13 protein-coding genes and 1 pseudogene are annotated in these 12,469 nt (G+C 64.8%); 7 read left to right on the top strand and 7 right to left on the bottom strand.

The window, feature by feature from the left end; genetic code table 11:
- The coding region (locus ACS5Q1_RS37935) for a tetratricopeptide repeat protein (RefSeq protein WP_473103092.1) at nucleotides 1-333 on the top strand (333 nt) is incomplete at its 5' end.
- Between the two features lie 325 nt (nucleotides 334-658).
- On the opposite strand, the gene ACS5Q1_RS37930 is transcribed toward ACS5Q1_RS37935, so the two are convergent.
- Together ACS5Q1_RS37930 and ACS5Q1_RS37925 are read right to left on the bottom strand one after the other, a co-directional pair.
- On the bottom strand, nucleotides 659-1,825 hold the full coding sequence (locus ACS5Q1_RS37930; protein ID WP_473103091.1) for a sulfite oxidase: 1,167 nt from the start codon (nucleotides 1,823-1,825) through the stop codon (nucleotides 659-661).
- A gap of 66 nt (nucleotides 1,826-1,891) precedes the next feature.
- Entirely contained in the window at nucleotides 1,892-2,107 is a 216-nt protein-coding gene (locus ACS5Q1_RS37925; RefSeq protein WP_473103090.1) for a hypothetical protein, read from the bottom strand.
- Between the two features lie 294 nt (nucleotides 2,108-2,401).
- Between ACS5Q1_RS37925 and ACS5Q1_RS37920 the strand changes: the two genes are divergently transcribed.
- The 4 genes from ACS5Q1_RS37920 to ACS5Q1_RS37905 all read left to right on the top strand — a co-directional run bounded on the left by ACS5Q1_RS37920 (nucleotide 2,402) and on the right by ACS5Q1_RS37905 (nucleotide 5,585).
- On the top strand, nucleotides 2,402-2,818 hold the full coding sequence (locus ACS5Q1_RS37920; protein WP_473103089.1) for a hypothetical protein: 417 nt from the start codon (nucleotides 2,402-2,404) through the stop codon (nucleotides 2,816-2,818).
- 660 nt (nucleotides 2,819-3,478) lie between these two features.
- Entirely contained in the window at nucleotides 3,479-3,742 is a 264-nt protein-coding gene (locus ACS5Q1_RS37915; RefSeq protein ID WP_473103088.1) for a cupin domain-containing protein, read from the top strand.
- Nucleotides 3,743-4,324: 582 nt separating this feature from the next.
- Complete coding sequence (aqpZ, locus tag ACS5Q1_RS37910) at nucleotides 4,325-5,077, top strand: aquaporin Z (protein WP_473103087.1); 753 nt, start codon at nucleotides 4,325-4,327, stop codon at nucleotides 5,075-5,077.
- Nucleotides 5,078-5,150: 73 nt separating this feature from the next.
- Nucleotides 5,151-5,585, top strand: coding sequence for a DUF3597 domain-containing protein (locus ACS5Q1_RS37905; protein ID WP_473103086.1), 435 nt, complete (start codon nucleotides 5,151-5,153; stop codon nucleotides 5,583-5,585).
- Nucleotides 5,586-6,476: 891 nt separating this feature from the next.
- Here the strand turns inward: ACS5Q1_RS37905 and ACS5Q1_RS37900 are convergent.
- Nucleotides 6,477-6,818 (bottom strand): response regulator, encoded by a 342-nt coding sequence (locus tag ACS5Q1_RS37900; protein WP_473103085.1) that lies wholly within the window; start codon nucleotides 6,816-6,818, stop codon nucleotides 6,477-6,479.
- Nucleotides 6,819-6,977: 159 nt separating this feature from the next.
- The gene (locus ACS5Q1_RS37895) at nucleotides 6,978-7,700 is read right to left on the bottom strand and encodes a sigma-70 family RNA polymerase sigma factor (RefSeq protein WP_473103084.1); all 723 of its coding nucleotides are present in this window, start codon (nucleotides 7,698-7,700) and stop codon (nucleotides 6,978-6,980) included.
- 297 nt (nucleotides 7,701-7,997) lie between these two features.
- Between ACS5Q1_RS37895 and ACS5Q1_RS37890 the strand changes: the two genes are divergently transcribed.
- Nucleotides 7,998-8,189, top strand: a complete 192-nt coding sequence (locus ACS5Q1_RS37890) for a hypothetical protein (RefSeq protein ID WP_473103083.1) — start codon at nucleotides 7,998-8,000, stop codon at nucleotides 8,187-8,189.
- 81 nt (nucleotides 8,190-8,270) lie between these two features.
- Here the strand turns inward: ACS5Q1_RS37890 and ACS5Q1_RS37885 are convergent, their stop codons facing one another.
- Nucleotides 8,271-9,335: a zinc-binding metallopeptidase family protein gene (locus tag ACS5Q1_RS37885; protein WP_473103082.1), complete on the bottom strand. Its 1,065-nt coding sequence runs from the start codon at nucleotides 9,333-9,335 to the stop codon at nucleotides 8,271-8,273.
- 178 nt (nucleotides 9,336-9,513) lie between these two features.
- Nucleotides 9,514-10,008, bottom strand: a complete 495-nt coding sequence (locus ACS5Q1_RS37880) for a YciE/YciF ferroxidase family protein (protein WP_473103081.1) — start codon at nucleotides 10,006-10,008, stop codon at nucleotides 9,514-9,516.
- Between the two features lie 307 nt (nucleotides 10,009-10,315).
- Between ACS5Q1_RS37880 and ACS5Q1_RS37875 the strand changes: the two genes are divergently transcribed.
- The gene (locus tag ACS5Q1_RS37875) at nucleotides 10,316-11,485 is read left to right on the top strand and encodes a YihY/virulence factor BrkB family protein (RefSeq protein WP_473103080.1); all 1,170 of its coding nucleotides are present in this window, start codon (nucleotides 10,316-10,318) and stop codon (nucleotides 11,483-11,485) included.
- A 124-nt stretch (nucleotides 11,486-11,609) separates the two neighbouring features.
- On the opposite strand, the pseudogene ACS5Q1_RS37870 reads toward ACS5Q1_RS37875, so the two are convergent.
- Nucleotides 11,610-12,164 (bottom strand): annotated as a pseudogene (locus ACS5Q1_RS37870) (HAD family hydrolase); the annotation flags it as partial.
- Nucleotides 12,165-12,469: the final 305 nt, after the last annotated feature.

Here is a 12,469-nt window from a genome sequence, read left to right as displayed (position 1 = left end):
GCCTACTTCATGGCCGGCCGCTACAAGGATGCGCTCCAGGTGATGGAGCGGCAGACGCCGGACAATTACACCAGGAACGCGTGGGTGCAGCGGGCAGCGAGCTTCGCCGTGCTGGGGCGGTCGGAGGAAGCACAGGCGACGCTCGGCGAGGCCTTGAAACGTCATCCCGCCCTGACGATCGAGGGATTTGTCAGCGACCCGAGTTTCAATGACACCGAACGCGAGCACCTGATCAGGACGATGCGATCCGCCGGCTTCCCGGCCTGCGCCACGCCCGAGGCACTCGCCCGCTTGGCGCAGCCGGTGCGCCTGCCGGAGTGCGTCAAGTCATAGGGGATGTCGAGGATGGCCGGCGAGTGACGTGCCGCGAGGCTTGTGAATGGCCGGTTCTGGCACGTTGCTGAAGTAAGCCGAATGTCCGCTCAAGCGGGGAACATCGGACCTTCCTGAAGGGCAGCGAATTTCGTGGTTTGACCCACTCCGGACCATCCTGTGGTTGGGACACATGACAGACAGAGAGCTCGACCCCATTGGCACGAAGATTCATAAGGCCCGTTCCGCGACACCGCTTCCTTTCAGCATTCGGCAGCAAAGACCACCAAACGCTCAGTAAACGGCTGATCCGCAATGGTCCCGGCGCTGTCGGCAGCTCGGAAATTCAGCTTACCCGAACCCGGCGCGTCACCTGCCCGTTGCTCTCCCAGTAGGTCCGCTTGTTGGCAATCACGGGATCGTCCATTGCGGGTTGAACCTGCCCGCTGAAATCCACCGCGCGGGAGGTGATCCGGTGCTCGCCCGGTGACGGACGCTCCCAGTCGAGGGACCAGATCCGCCAGGCATGGTCCGCTTCCTCGCTGCGGTCGATGGTGGCAGGAGTCCACGGGCCGCCATCGATCTGCACCTCCACCCTGGCGATGGGTGCGCCCCAGGCAGCGCCGATGATGCGGTACTGATCGCCCTGGCGTGTGACCTTGGCCGGCACCGATTTGAGCAAGGTCCGCCCGACCGACGTCTCGATGCCCACCATCTTGCCCTCGTGCTGCTCCTCCCGCAGGGTCACATAATCCCGCGCCTGGAAGCGGCCCATGAACGGGGTGTCCCGCACCTCGATGCGGTCGAGCCATTTGACGTTGGCAATCCCGTACCAGCCGGGAGCGATCAGGCGCTGGGGAAAGCCGTTGGGCTGGGGCAGGGGGGCACCGTTCATCTCGTATGCCAGGATGTTGTCACGGCTCATGCCGTCGGCCAGCGACATGCTGCGGGCGAAGTTCTGCCGCACCTTGACGTCGCGCACCTGCTCCTCGCCCGCATCGGTGCCGAAGAAGACCACCTCCCGGCCGCCGCTGCGCACCTGCGCCTCCTCCAGGAGCGGCGCCAGGGGCGTGCCCGCCCACTGGGCATTGCCGACGGCGGCGGTGAACCAGGGGAAGCCGTGGTTGCCGGAGCATTCGAGGGTGAAGGTGACCTCGCGCCGTGGGCGCGCCTTGAGCTCGTCGAGCGTCAGCCGGAGCGGGCGCGCGACTGACCCGCCGATCTCAAGGGACCAGGCGTTCTCGTCAATTGCCGGGCGGTCGTAATGCGAGATGCTGAAGAACCGCTCATTGGGCGTCAGCCAGGTGTTCAGATCCTCCCACTTTTGCAGGTTCTGGACATCGCCGGCTGCCGCGGCGGGGACCGGCGGCGGCTGGTCGGCCCAGGGAACAACCTCCTCACCAGGGCGGGCCGGGAACGCCCAGGCCAGGGAGGAGCGGAGAACCGCCAGTCCGACGAGGGACGCACTGCCATAGGCGAGGAAGTCGCGGCGGGGAAGGTGATTGGATTGCATTGCGTGCCTCCATCGATCCAGTGACGCGAAGACGTTTTGCTGCTCCAAGTCCTTGTCTAGGCTCAGTCACCCAGAACAGGTCGTGCGGACCTTCCTTGCACCGGGAGCCGACGAAGCCGCGTGGGGTGTCGAGCCTCGGCACAGGGTGGGTTCGCCATACTCACTGAACTCGCACAAGCGGCGGTCGCGGGCGAAGCGGTCATCGGTCGAGCCGCTCGTCCCCATGACTGCGGCGCCACGCGAGAGCATTGGTTGCCAGGCGGCATGGCAGGGCAGGTCCATTGGGCGCTCCCGAATGGCGCCAAGACCAGAATCGATGCTGCTCTCTTTAGCGGCCCCTGTCGACCGGAGAAGCTCTTCGCTAATCCATATGAACCTGCATCCCCATGACCGAAAGCGCCAAGGCTTTGGGTGCATGGCCGTCTTGATGGTCGGGCATGGAGAGGGGCTGCGGCCAATAAGGCTATCATGCGCGCGGTAGCCCGGCTCTGGGAATCGTTTTGACAGCGCGGCGGACCGAGCGTGAACTGACCGACGCATGTGCGTCCCGCACATGGCTCAGGGACGGAGGTTCCCATGGAAAGCCTCAACCGCAGGTCGGCTCTTGTTCTCGGCGTCGCCCTTGCCCCGGCCCTTGGCCTGCCGCGTCCGGCAGCGGCGGCCCCGATGTATGGCCCCGATGCCGGCAAGGAGATCCTGCCCGGCATCCGGCAGGTCGATCTCGGCAAATGGCCGATCAACATTGCGACGTACAAGACCGCGGTGGCCACTGACTACGTCTTTGCCCCAGGCTCAGGGTTTCCGGACGAGGCCATGAAGAACGACATGATCTGCCAGATCATGGAGGGCGAGCTCTGGGTCAAGCAAGGTGACAAGGCGTACACGGCCAAGGCAGGCCACGTCCTCGCCTGTGCCAAGGACTCGTTCGAGGAGGACAAGAACCAGAGCAACGCGACGGTGGTCATGCGTGTCATCGACCTGATGCCCGCCTGACACCTTGGAGCCACTGCCTCAGGAGAGGATCCTACCCCTGATCGATGGCGGGGTTCCTCTCCGCCACCTGGTATCATCCTTCCAGGCGTTCCTCGAGGGCCAGTCCTTCATTACGATCGCCGCAGCCCTGATCGATGGTGGTCTTTGCTGCCGAATGCCGCTTCCTTTGCCGGTGGGTGCAAGCATTTGCAGTCCTTTGCGGAACCGCCTCTGGAGGAGGCGGAATGCTCCGCCCGCCTAGGGCGACGTTCCTGCGGTAGGACGGTGCGGAGGCGGCTATGATCTCTTGGCTTGGGTCGGAGCATCGCCCCTTCGGCTCCTAACCAAGCGGGAGAGACCGGGAAAACGTGCTCATCTCAGCCTCTCCCACGCCAAGCATTCGCGAGTATTCGCGCGCCGGCCGAGGCCTGCTTTGGAGCCTGTTTTACTGAATTGGTGCGGCGGCGTTCCATAAGCCCGATTGCACACTTCCCGAACACTTCAAATCGCGTTCCATACTACGGGTTATGCGAACTTGCGCTGTAAGCACTCGGCCACTCTCACGCGCGAGGCTGAGCTGCCATGCTGGTTTCTTGTATCGCCTAGGATTAGGCTGAAGCTTCCGTGACGGCCCTGCCGCTCGGGCAGGGGCGAACGGCTCGGCAAAACGGGAGGTTCACAATGAAGTCCCTGCTGTCAGCAGTCGGTTGCATGCTCGCGTTGGGGATTGCCACCACGGCGGCTCACGCTCAATCGATGGACGATCACAAGATCATCAGGCCAGATGACGTGAAATGGTCAGCCGCTTCACCCATGTTCGAAAAGGGGGCCGAGATAGCTGTTCTGTATGGCGACCCTTCCAAGGAGGGACTGTTCTCGCTGCGGTTCAAGATGCCGAAGGGGTATCTTATTGCTCCCCACACCCATCCCAACCTGAGGTCGTGACCGTCCTATCCGGCGCAGTTCGGGCTGGCATGGGGGAGACTGTGGACCCGAGCAAGGGACAGGCAGTGCCAGCAGGTGGGTTCTATGTGTTCCCGCCAGGGATGGCGCACTTCGTCACTACGGATGACGACACCATCATCCAACTCAACAGCATTGGGCCTTGGGGCTTGACCTACGTTAACCCGAAGGATGATCCACGGCAAAAGTAGCTTGTTGGTCGCTCCATCGCGGACAGAAGGGCGGTTCGGTCCGCCCTTTTCCTGGGACTTGAAGCGCGGCACACGCGAACTCGTCCCACCGTTCCATAAAACGGCCTTCAGCGAAATCTTCCTCGATGAAATTGGAACTCAGCCTGAAGGAGAGTGTGAGCCTGGAAGGTCTCCTAATGGGTCCGAAACGAACCTTCCGCTCAATTCTGGCACTGGCCAGTGCCGCTTTCCTGCCGAGGCGGGAAGGCGTATCCTGCTCACATCAATAAAAGTCCCTGCGTTGGACCTCGGCTCCCGACGAGCCGCTTTTGATCGACAGCTTTGTCGACGTCGCTCCTGAACCGAGTGGTTGCGTAAACCCAGGGAGGAGTCCATGGACCTGCACAACAGCCAGAACATCCACAAATGCGTCGCCGAGGGCATCGGCACCTTCTGGCTCACCTTCGCCGGCTGCGGCAGCGCCGTGATCGCTGTCAGCTTTCCCGACGTCGGCATCGGCCTGCTCGGCGTCTCGCTTGCCTTCGGCCTGACCGTGCTGACTATGGCCTATGCCATCGGCCACGTCTCGGGCTGCCATCTCAACCCGGCGGTTACCGTCGGCCTGGCGGCGGGCGGGCGCTTCCCGAGGCAGGACATCCTGCCCTACGTCGTCTCGCAGGTGGTGGGCGCAGTGATCGCTGCGGCCGCCCTCTACGCCATCGCGATCGGCTCCCCCACCTTCGACCTCGCCAAGGGTTTTGCCGCCAACGGCTACGGCGCGCACTCGCCCGGCCAGTACAGCCTGATCTCCGGCTTCGTGGCCGAGGTCGTGCTGACCCTGATGTTCCTGTTCATCATCATGGGCGCCACCCACGGCAAGGCGCCGGCGGGCTTCGCGCCGATCGCCATCGGCCTCGCCCTCACCTTGATCCACCTCGTCGGCATCCCGATCACCAACACTTCGGTCAATCCGGCCCGCAGCACCGGCCCGGCGCTGTTCGTCGGCGGCTGGGCGCTGGCGCAGCTCTGGCTGTTCTGGGTGGCACCGCTGATCGGTGGAATGCTCGGCGGCATCCTCTACCGCTGGCTCAGCGAAGAACCGTCCGCGCAAGTGACAGGCGTAACGCCACCGGCTCCTGCCGAGTAGTGGCGGCAAAAGGATCCTTCCGTTCGCGGCAGTGCGGAAGCCTGTCGGGACGCACGTTCAACAGGAGGACACGATGAGCATCTTCGGCAGGATCAAGTCAGCGATCTTCGGCTCCGCGGCAGAGCAGTCGCCGATAACATCGGCCGCAGCGACACCCGCGCAGGAGGTTGCCGCAGCTCCCGATTCTTCCGGGGCCGCGACAGCATCGGCTCCAACGGCCGCGTCGGCCCCGAGCGCCGCACCGATCTCGCAGGTCGATGTCGAGGCGGTGCTGACGGACCTCGCCGCGAAGAAGGGGCAGAAGCTCGACTGGCGCAAGTCGATCGTCGACCTGATGAAGCTGCTCGATCTCGACAGCAGCCTCGCCGCCCGCAAGGAACTCGCGAAGGAACTGAACTACACCGGCGACACGTCCGATTCCGCCTCCATGAACGTCTGGCTGCACAAGCAGGTCATGGCCAAGCTCGCGGCGAGCGGCGGCAAGGTGCCCGACGACCTCAAGGATTAGGACGCGTCGTGCTGCTCCACATGGGGCGGACCGCCTGACTGCGACCTTCTCCCAGCCGTTGCAGGGGGCAAGCAAGTCAAGTTGGCATAGGCCAAGTGAACTTGGCGAGGACGCCGGAGGAGGCAGGCGCCACCTCCGGCGCGTCGATTGCCGAATGGCGGAAAAGAGGCCAAGCTGCCCACCCGCGACAGTCTTGGCAGGATTCTCCATGCGTCGGTGTAACCTTTTGCCCATTCTCACGCTCGCGGCCTGCGGCGGTTTCCTTGCAGGACCTGAGGAATTGCCGTGTTCTCCTGATCGAGGATGAGTACTTCATCGCGGACGACCTCGGGCAGCGCCTGAGCGCCCATGGGGCTGTCCTCCTGGGGCCCGTGGCGACCCTCAAGAAGGCTCTTGTCATGGTGGAGACGGCCGACCGGATCGACGGTGCCGTCATCGACATCAACCTGCGCGGTGAGGCCGCCTTTTCGGTGGCCGACGCCCTGGAAGCCCGCAACGTGCCGTTCGAACGTACCGTTCGTCTTCGCGACGGGTTATGCCGCCTCGATGGTTCCAGCCTGTTATCAACACATCCCGCGATGGGAGAAGCCGTATCACTTGGAGGAACTTGTGCAGGCCCTTCCAGCGATCGTCCATCGGACCTGAGGAAGGAAAGTCGAAGGCATGCCGGAACCGCCACGGAAACCTGTGGAACCTGTCACGGCAGCGGGACTCACTGCTGTGAGCCGTGCGAAGGGAAAGGCAAGGTCGAGGGTCTCGATGGTGTCAGCCGTACCTGCAAGGTATGCGGTGGTGCCGGATGCCTGCAATGCCAGGCCTGCACCGGCACCGGGCGTGTCCAGGGCGAGCGAACTGCCGTTCCTTGGGGACGCTCCCGAGATTGCGCCTCTCTCAAGCCGCCCATGTTCCCAGGACGCCAACCACCTGGGCCATCCTGTATGGCTTCGAGATGATGATCCCGCCGGGGACAGGCTGCATCTGTTCCGCATACCCCGTCACGTAAAGGACGGGCAGATCGGGGAAGTGCTCGCGGTAAGCCCTCGCCACTGCCCAGCCGTCGGGCCCCGGCAGGCGAATATCGGTCAGCAGGGCATCAACGGCGATCCCGGCTTGCAGGAGGTTCAGCGCCTCGCCGCCGCTGGCCGCTTCCGTGACATCGAAGCCGGCATCCTCCAGTCCCAAGACAGCCATCTCACGGACGAACGGATCATCTTCCACGACCAAGACCTTCATTGTGTCCGCACTTGCTTGGTTTACGACCATGTGGAGGCTTGCAGCTTTCATCGCTCGGGTCGGCATTCAGTTCCACGGAAGCCCCCCGCGAAGATTCCCCGCATTGGAAATGAGATCCAAGGTATGCGGAGAGAGGACCGGGCGTCCCCCCGCATCCAATCACACGGGAAACCTAGGCCGGCGCGCCGTGTGTTCCAGCGATGCCATCCCGTCGACAAGACCCATCAGCTCCGCCAGGTGGTTCCTGGCCCGGTTGACCCGGCTCTTGATCGTGCCGACCTTGGTCGCCAACGCCTCGGCGGCGTCCTCGTACGACAGGCCCTCCGCACCTATGAGCAGCAGCGCCTCGCGCTGCTCGCGGGGCAGCTTGGCGAGCGCCGCATGCAGATCCTGGACCGCGAGCCTGTCCTCCTGATCCGGGACCGTGATCATCGTTGCGGCGTGGGTCCCGTCCGCATCCTCGACCTCGCGCTGCGTCCTGCGGTGGGCCGAGAGGAACAGGTTGCGCAGGATGGTGGAGAGCCAGGCCTGGAGGTTCGTGCCGGCCTCGAACTTTTCCTGCTTGCTGATGGCCTTGAGCACCGTCTCCTGCACGAGATCCTCGGCCCGGTGGATGTCACGGGTGAGCGAGATCGCGTAGGCCCGCAACGACTTCAGGCTGCCCTTGAGCTCATCCACGAAGGCCTGGTCGACCGGTTCCGTGTGGGTCCTGATGACCTGGGCCACGCGATCGAGCAGCCGGGCCAGGCTCCGAGGCATCTTCTCGTCGTCAGGATTGCCGTAGAGGGCGCGCAGTTCGCGCCCGAGATGGGTCTGGATGGCGCTGGTAAGGAAAGGGTTTGCGGCGGGGTGGGAGCGTTCGTCGGGGATGCACTGTGTCATCGCCAAACAGATGTGACAGGCCAGGCTGTTTTCAACCGAGAAAGAAGGACGCGGGAGCGGGCATCGCCGGCGTCGAAGTCGATGCCGCCCATGACAAGGGCCACCTGGAGCCATCCGTGAGGCCATGCGGTGACGGAAGCATGCGGATTGCCGGTCGCGAACACCGCGTCAGCTTGCGGGCTCGCGATGGCCGACAGGAGTTCGCTTACGGTCTGTTAACCATGTGCGGCGATGATCCCCCGCAACGGCAGGAAGGATCGTCCCGCCGCTGGTACCAGAGTATGGATAGGCAGACTCATGTGTAACGAGGGACGTCCGGACCAGAAGCTCGCAGCGCCGCCCCTTGCCCCTGATGCACGGAAGCATATCGGAGCCCAGCTCCAGGTAGTCTTCGCAGGCATCGAGGGCGAGCCGATCCCCAATGATCAGATCGACCTGTTGCTCGCGTTGCGGCGCGTCGAGCGTGAGCTCGGGCGGAAGGAGCCCTGACCCGCTCGTTGTCGTCTGCGCCCCCGCGTTCGGAACACCCGGAGCCGCCGCCCGGATCATGGAGCCCGTCGGTTCCGGCCGTCAGCGCCGCGCATCCCGCACCAGGCCATGGACGAAGCCCAGCTTCCCGACGACCGGCGGACTGATGATGAACGGATAGAGGTCGGGCTGGCCCATGCAGCGGTTGAGGCTGTTGAGGGCGAACGTGAGCGGCAGCCAGTCATCGACAATCCGTCGGATGTCGGCCCCTTGGTCCGGATCGATGCCGAAGTCGGCCGACAGCGTGCCGCTGTCGTCCAGCGGCGGGCCGACCCGGATGCCGAAGGCCCCCGCCATCTCGATCGTATCGACGATGTGCAGGTAGTGCGCCCAGGTCTCGGCGAAATCCTCCCAGGGATGCACCGTCGCATAGGCCGAGACGAAGCGCTCCTGCCAGTCGGCCGGTGCTCCTGCGTGGTAGTGGCGCTGCAAGGCCTCGCCGTAATCCTCCCGCTCATCCCCGAAGACGGCCCGGCAGGCCTCGAGCCGGCCGCCATCGCGCACGAGCAAATCCCAGTAGTGGTGGCCGACCTCATGCCGGAAGTGGCCGAGCAGGGTGCGGTACGGCTCGCCCATGGCCGTGCGGCGCCGCTCGCGCTCGAGATCATTGGCCTCGCTGAGCGCGATGGTGATGAGACCCTCATCATGCCCGGTCATCACCTGAGGGCCATCGCTCGCGGGCGGCTCGGCCAGGAACTCGAAGACCAGCCCATGCTCCGGATCCTCGGCCCGTGTTTTCAGAGGCAATCGAAGCTGGAGCAGGGTGTAGAACAGCCGATGCTTCGCCAGTTCCATCACACGCCAGGCGGCGAGGTTGGCCGGGACCGACGGGTCCGGGACGACGCCGTTGTGCCGACAGGCGGTGCAGTACGCCTCGTCCGAGGTGGCCGGGACGAGCCAGTTGCAGGCATCGAACTCGGCATTGGCGCAGAAGCGGTATGCGCTCTCGGGCTGGGCCAGCGCACGCCAGGTCGTGTCGCCGTCGGGTTCCAGCGCAGAGAGCGTGCCGGCATCGGGCAGGTAGCCGAGGCGATGGCCGCAGCGCTCGCAGGCGCGGTTCTCGAAGTAGAGGAGATGGCCGCAGGCCTGGCACTTGAAGAGCTTCATCGGGGCATTCCTTGTACTGACGGTCCGAGGCACGGAGGAATCCTTCGCACCCGGTTCCGCTCCTTGAAGGGCCAAGCGGCAAGCGTCGTGGATCGACTCGGACATCGGCAGACGAAAGGCCGGATCACTCGGATCCGGCCTTGAGAGGTTGAGCAGGCACTTCTGATGCGGGCGGCGCCTATGCCGCCTTCACATTGACCCGGGCCTCGGCCAGCCGGGTGAGAAGGGCATCGGTTTCCTTCTCCTCCTGAAGGGTCTGGTCGAGCAGGGTCACGGCCTCGGTCAGCCCAAGCTCCTGGGCCCACGTCTTGAGCGTGCCGTAGCGGGTGATCTCATAGTGCTCGACAGCCTGGGCCGCAGACAGGATGCCGGCATCGAGAGCGGGACTGTCGGCGAAGTCCTCCATGATCTCGGTGCCCTCGTCGATGATCCCCTTGATCGCCTCGCAGGTTACGCCGCGCGCGGGTTTCCCGAGGAGTTCGAAGATCTGCTCGAGCCGCTCGATCTGCCCTTGCGTCTGCTCGCGATGGGTCTGGAAGGCAGCCTTGAGTTCGTCCGACTCCGCCCCCTTGGCCATCTTCGGCAGGGCCTTCAGGATCTGCTTCTCGGCGTAGTAGATGTCCTTCAGGGTGTGGAGGAACAGGTCGTCGAGCGTCTTCTGTTTCACGGCCATGAAAGGTCTCCTGGATACGGGCTGGAGGTGGGTTGGCTTGAACTGCTGCGATCAACGGCACGGCTTTACGGAAGTTCCGGAATGGAATGTGGAGAAGCCGGAGCAAGGGAGCCGATGCCCTCCGAGCCGCTGCCGCGTCGCCGGAACGGGTCGCCGATGCCAAGCGGACGCACAGGTTCGTGATTCCTTTCGGGTTGTTGAAGGTTTCGGACAGCCGTCCGATCGGGGAATCCCAGGGCAGCGATCCCGGTTACATCAATGGCCAAGCCTGGCGCGTTTCCCGCATTCCGGAGATCGCACTTCCGTCATGACCACCGCCACTCCCCCGCCTCAGGACCCGCAGGAGCGCCGAACCCTCTCCGCGACGGTCACCATGCTGGCCATCGTGGCCGGTTGGGCGCTGGCACGTCATGTCATCGTCGGGAACGGACGCCCGGGAAGGGCGGTCGGGCACGGGAGCGGTCAGGTCGATGCGGGCCGACCGGGTCAGGATCGCGGCCGGCGGCATGCGCCTTCCGCGGCGGCAGGCGAGAAGGGGCGGGGACGCGAAGCCGACACGCCGACGCAGATCCCGACGCTCGGCTGGAAGGACATCCTGTGGCGTACCTGGGAGGAGTTCGGGCAGGATCGGATCATGTCCGTGGCAGCAGGCGTGACCTACTATGCCCTCCTCGCGATTTTTCCGGCGATCGCGGCACTGGTGTCGATCTACGGGCTCGTCGCCGACCCGGCCACGATCCAGGACCACCTCAATGCCCTCTCGGACGTGCTGCCCGGCGGCGCGCTCGACATCATCCGTGAGCAGGTCACCCGCATCGCCTCGCAGGGCGGCGGCACCTTGGGCTTCAGCTTCGTCTTCGGCCTGGCGATCTCGCTGTGGAGCGCCAATGCGGGCATGAAGGCGGTCATCGATGCCCTCAACATCGTCTACGACGAGGAGGAGAAGCGCGGCTTCGTGCAGCTCAACCTCCAGTCGCTGGCGTTCACGCTCGGTGCCATCGCGTTCATTCTCCTGACCCTGGCCGCCATCGTCGTGTTGCCGGTCGTCCTCGACTTCATGGGCCTGGGCAGCGGGGTCGAGTGGCTGCTCGCGCTGGCCCGCTGGCCGCTCCTCCTCGCCGTAGTGGTGGCGGGGCTGGCCGTGCTGTACCGCTACGGCCCGAGTCGTGACAAGGCCGAGTGGACGTGGGTGACGCCGGGCGGCATCGTGGCGGCCCTGCTGTGGCTCGTCGCGTCGATGCTGTTCTCCTGGTACGTGGCAAACCTCGGCAGTTACAACGAGACCTACGGCTCGTTGGGAGCCGTCATCGGCTTCATGACCTGGATCTGGATCTCGAGCATCGTCGTGCTGATGGGCGCCGAGATCAACGCCGAGATGGAGCACCAGACCGCCAAGGACTCGACCGTGGGCCCGGATCGGCCGATGGGCAGCCGCGGTGCGACGATGGCCGACACGGTCGGCGCGGCGAAGGCCTGACGGGCGGACCTGACCCGCGAGCGGCAGGACCGAGGCGGGCATGGCCTGCCCGTGCTGCGTGGAGCGCATTCCGAGGGACTTGCGGCGACGGGACTCCCGACACTTCAAGAGACCTTCTCTCCCGTCACCGTGTCGGGAAGATCGCCTTCCAGTCGCGTTTCATGCTGACGACCGTCCAGCCGCGCCGGCCCGCCCCGTCGAGGGCCTTGTCGAGCCGTCCGACATGGGACTGACGGTCGTAGGCGACCTCCCGCTCCGCATCGTCGTGATGGACGATCCCGAGGAAGCGGGGGCCATCCCCGGCCGCTGTCCATTGCAGCATCTGAAGGTCGCCATCCGAGTTGCCGAAGGCCAGGATGGGTCGGCGGCCGGCGAAGCGGTTGATGCCGACCGGTTTGCCTGGCCCGTCGTCGATGAACTCGACCTTGGGCTCCTTGACCAGCTCGGGCTTGCCGTCCGCCCCGATCCGGAACGTCACCACGCCCGACGAGCCAACGACCTGCTCGGGCGGGATGCCGTAGGTCCGCTTGGCGAAGACGCGCATGAACTCGACGCCGCCGCCCGAGACGATGAAGGTCTTGAATCCGTTGGCCCGCAGGTACGCGAGGAGTTCGAGCTGCGGCTGGTAGACGAGCCTGTCATAGGGCTGGTCGAACCGCGGGTGGCGGGCCGAAGCTAGCCGGCTGCTTTGAGTTTTGACACAGGCTCGACCGAGGGTGTGTCAAAACGCGGACGGGCCGCTTCGTGGAGCAATTTAATTTCTTGCAAGCGTGGGTAGACCGGGGATTCCCGGCATATGAGCGTGCACTTGTACAAATAGTTCGTCGAGGCGGGGCGTGTTCGAGTTTTGACACAGGCTCGACCGAGGCCGTGTGGAAACGTGTTTGCCTGCGTGCGGATGACGGGCTCTGTTTCGCGGGTGCCGTGATGTGCGCATGGGCTGGCGTGTGGCGTCAGGCTTCGAGAGCCTTCAGCAGGGGCCCG

This window comes from Microvirga sp. GN3 (genome assembly GCF_055792825.1).
This window is presented reverse-complemented; position numbering and strand designations above follow the sequence as displayed.

What these genes read in the sequence shown, in the direction of transcription:
- ACS5Q1_RS37890 (WP_473103083.1), top strand. Translation starts at nt 7,998, where the DNA reads ATGTGTAACGAGGGACGTCCGGACCAGAAGCTCGCAGCGCCGCCCCTT.
- ACS5Q1_RS37925 (WP_473103090.1), bottom strand. Translation starts at nt 2,107, where the DNA reads ATGGACCTGCCCTGCCATGCCGCCTGGCAACCAATGCTCTCGCGTGGC.
- ACS5Q1_RS37930 (WP_473103091.1), bottom strand. Translation starts at nt 1,825, where the DNA reads ATGCAATCCAATCACCTTCCCCGCCGCGACTTCCTCGCCTATGGCAGT.
- aqpZ (WP_473103087.1), top strand. Translation starts at nt 4,325, where the DNA reads ATGGACCTGCACAACAGCCAGAACATCCACAAATGCGTCGCCGAGGGC.
- ACS5Q1_RS37875 (WP_473103080.1), top strand. Translation starts at nt 10,316, where the DNA reads ATGACCACCGCCACTCCCCCGCCTCAGGACCCGCAGGAGCGCCGAACC.
- ACS5Q1_RS37885 (WP_473103082.1), bottom strand. Translation starts at nt 9,335, where the DNA reads ATGAAGCTCTTCAAGTGCCAGGCCTGCGGCCATCTCCTCTACTTCGAG.
- ACS5Q1_RS37895 (WP_473103084.1), bottom strand. Translation starts at nt 7,700, where the DNA reads ATGACACAGTGCATCCCCGACGAACGCTCCCACCCCGCCGCAAACCCT.
- ACS5Q1_RS37900 (WP_473103085.1), bottom strand. Translation starts at nt 6,818, where the DNA reads ATGAAGGTCTTGGTCGTGGAAGATGATCCGTTCGTCCGTGAGATGGCT.
- ACS5Q1_RS37905 (WP_473103086.1), top strand. Translation starts at nt 5,151, where the DNA reads ATGAGCATCTTCGGCAGGATCAAGTCAGCGATCTTCGGCTCCGCGGCA.
- ACS5Q1_RS37915 (WP_473103088.1), top strand. Translation starts at nt 3,479, where the DNA reads ATGAAGTCCCTGCTGTCAGCAGTCGGTTGCATGCTCGCGTTGGGGATT.
- ACS5Q1_RS37880 (WP_473103081.1), bottom strand. Translation starts at nt 10,008, where the DNA reads ATGGCCGTGAAACAGAAGACGCTCGACGACCTGTTCCTCCACACCCTG.
- ACS5Q1_RS37920 (WP_473103089.1), top strand. Translation starts at nt 2,402, where the DNA reads ATGGAAAGCCTCAACCGCAGGTCGGCTCTTGTTCTCGGCGTCGCCCTT.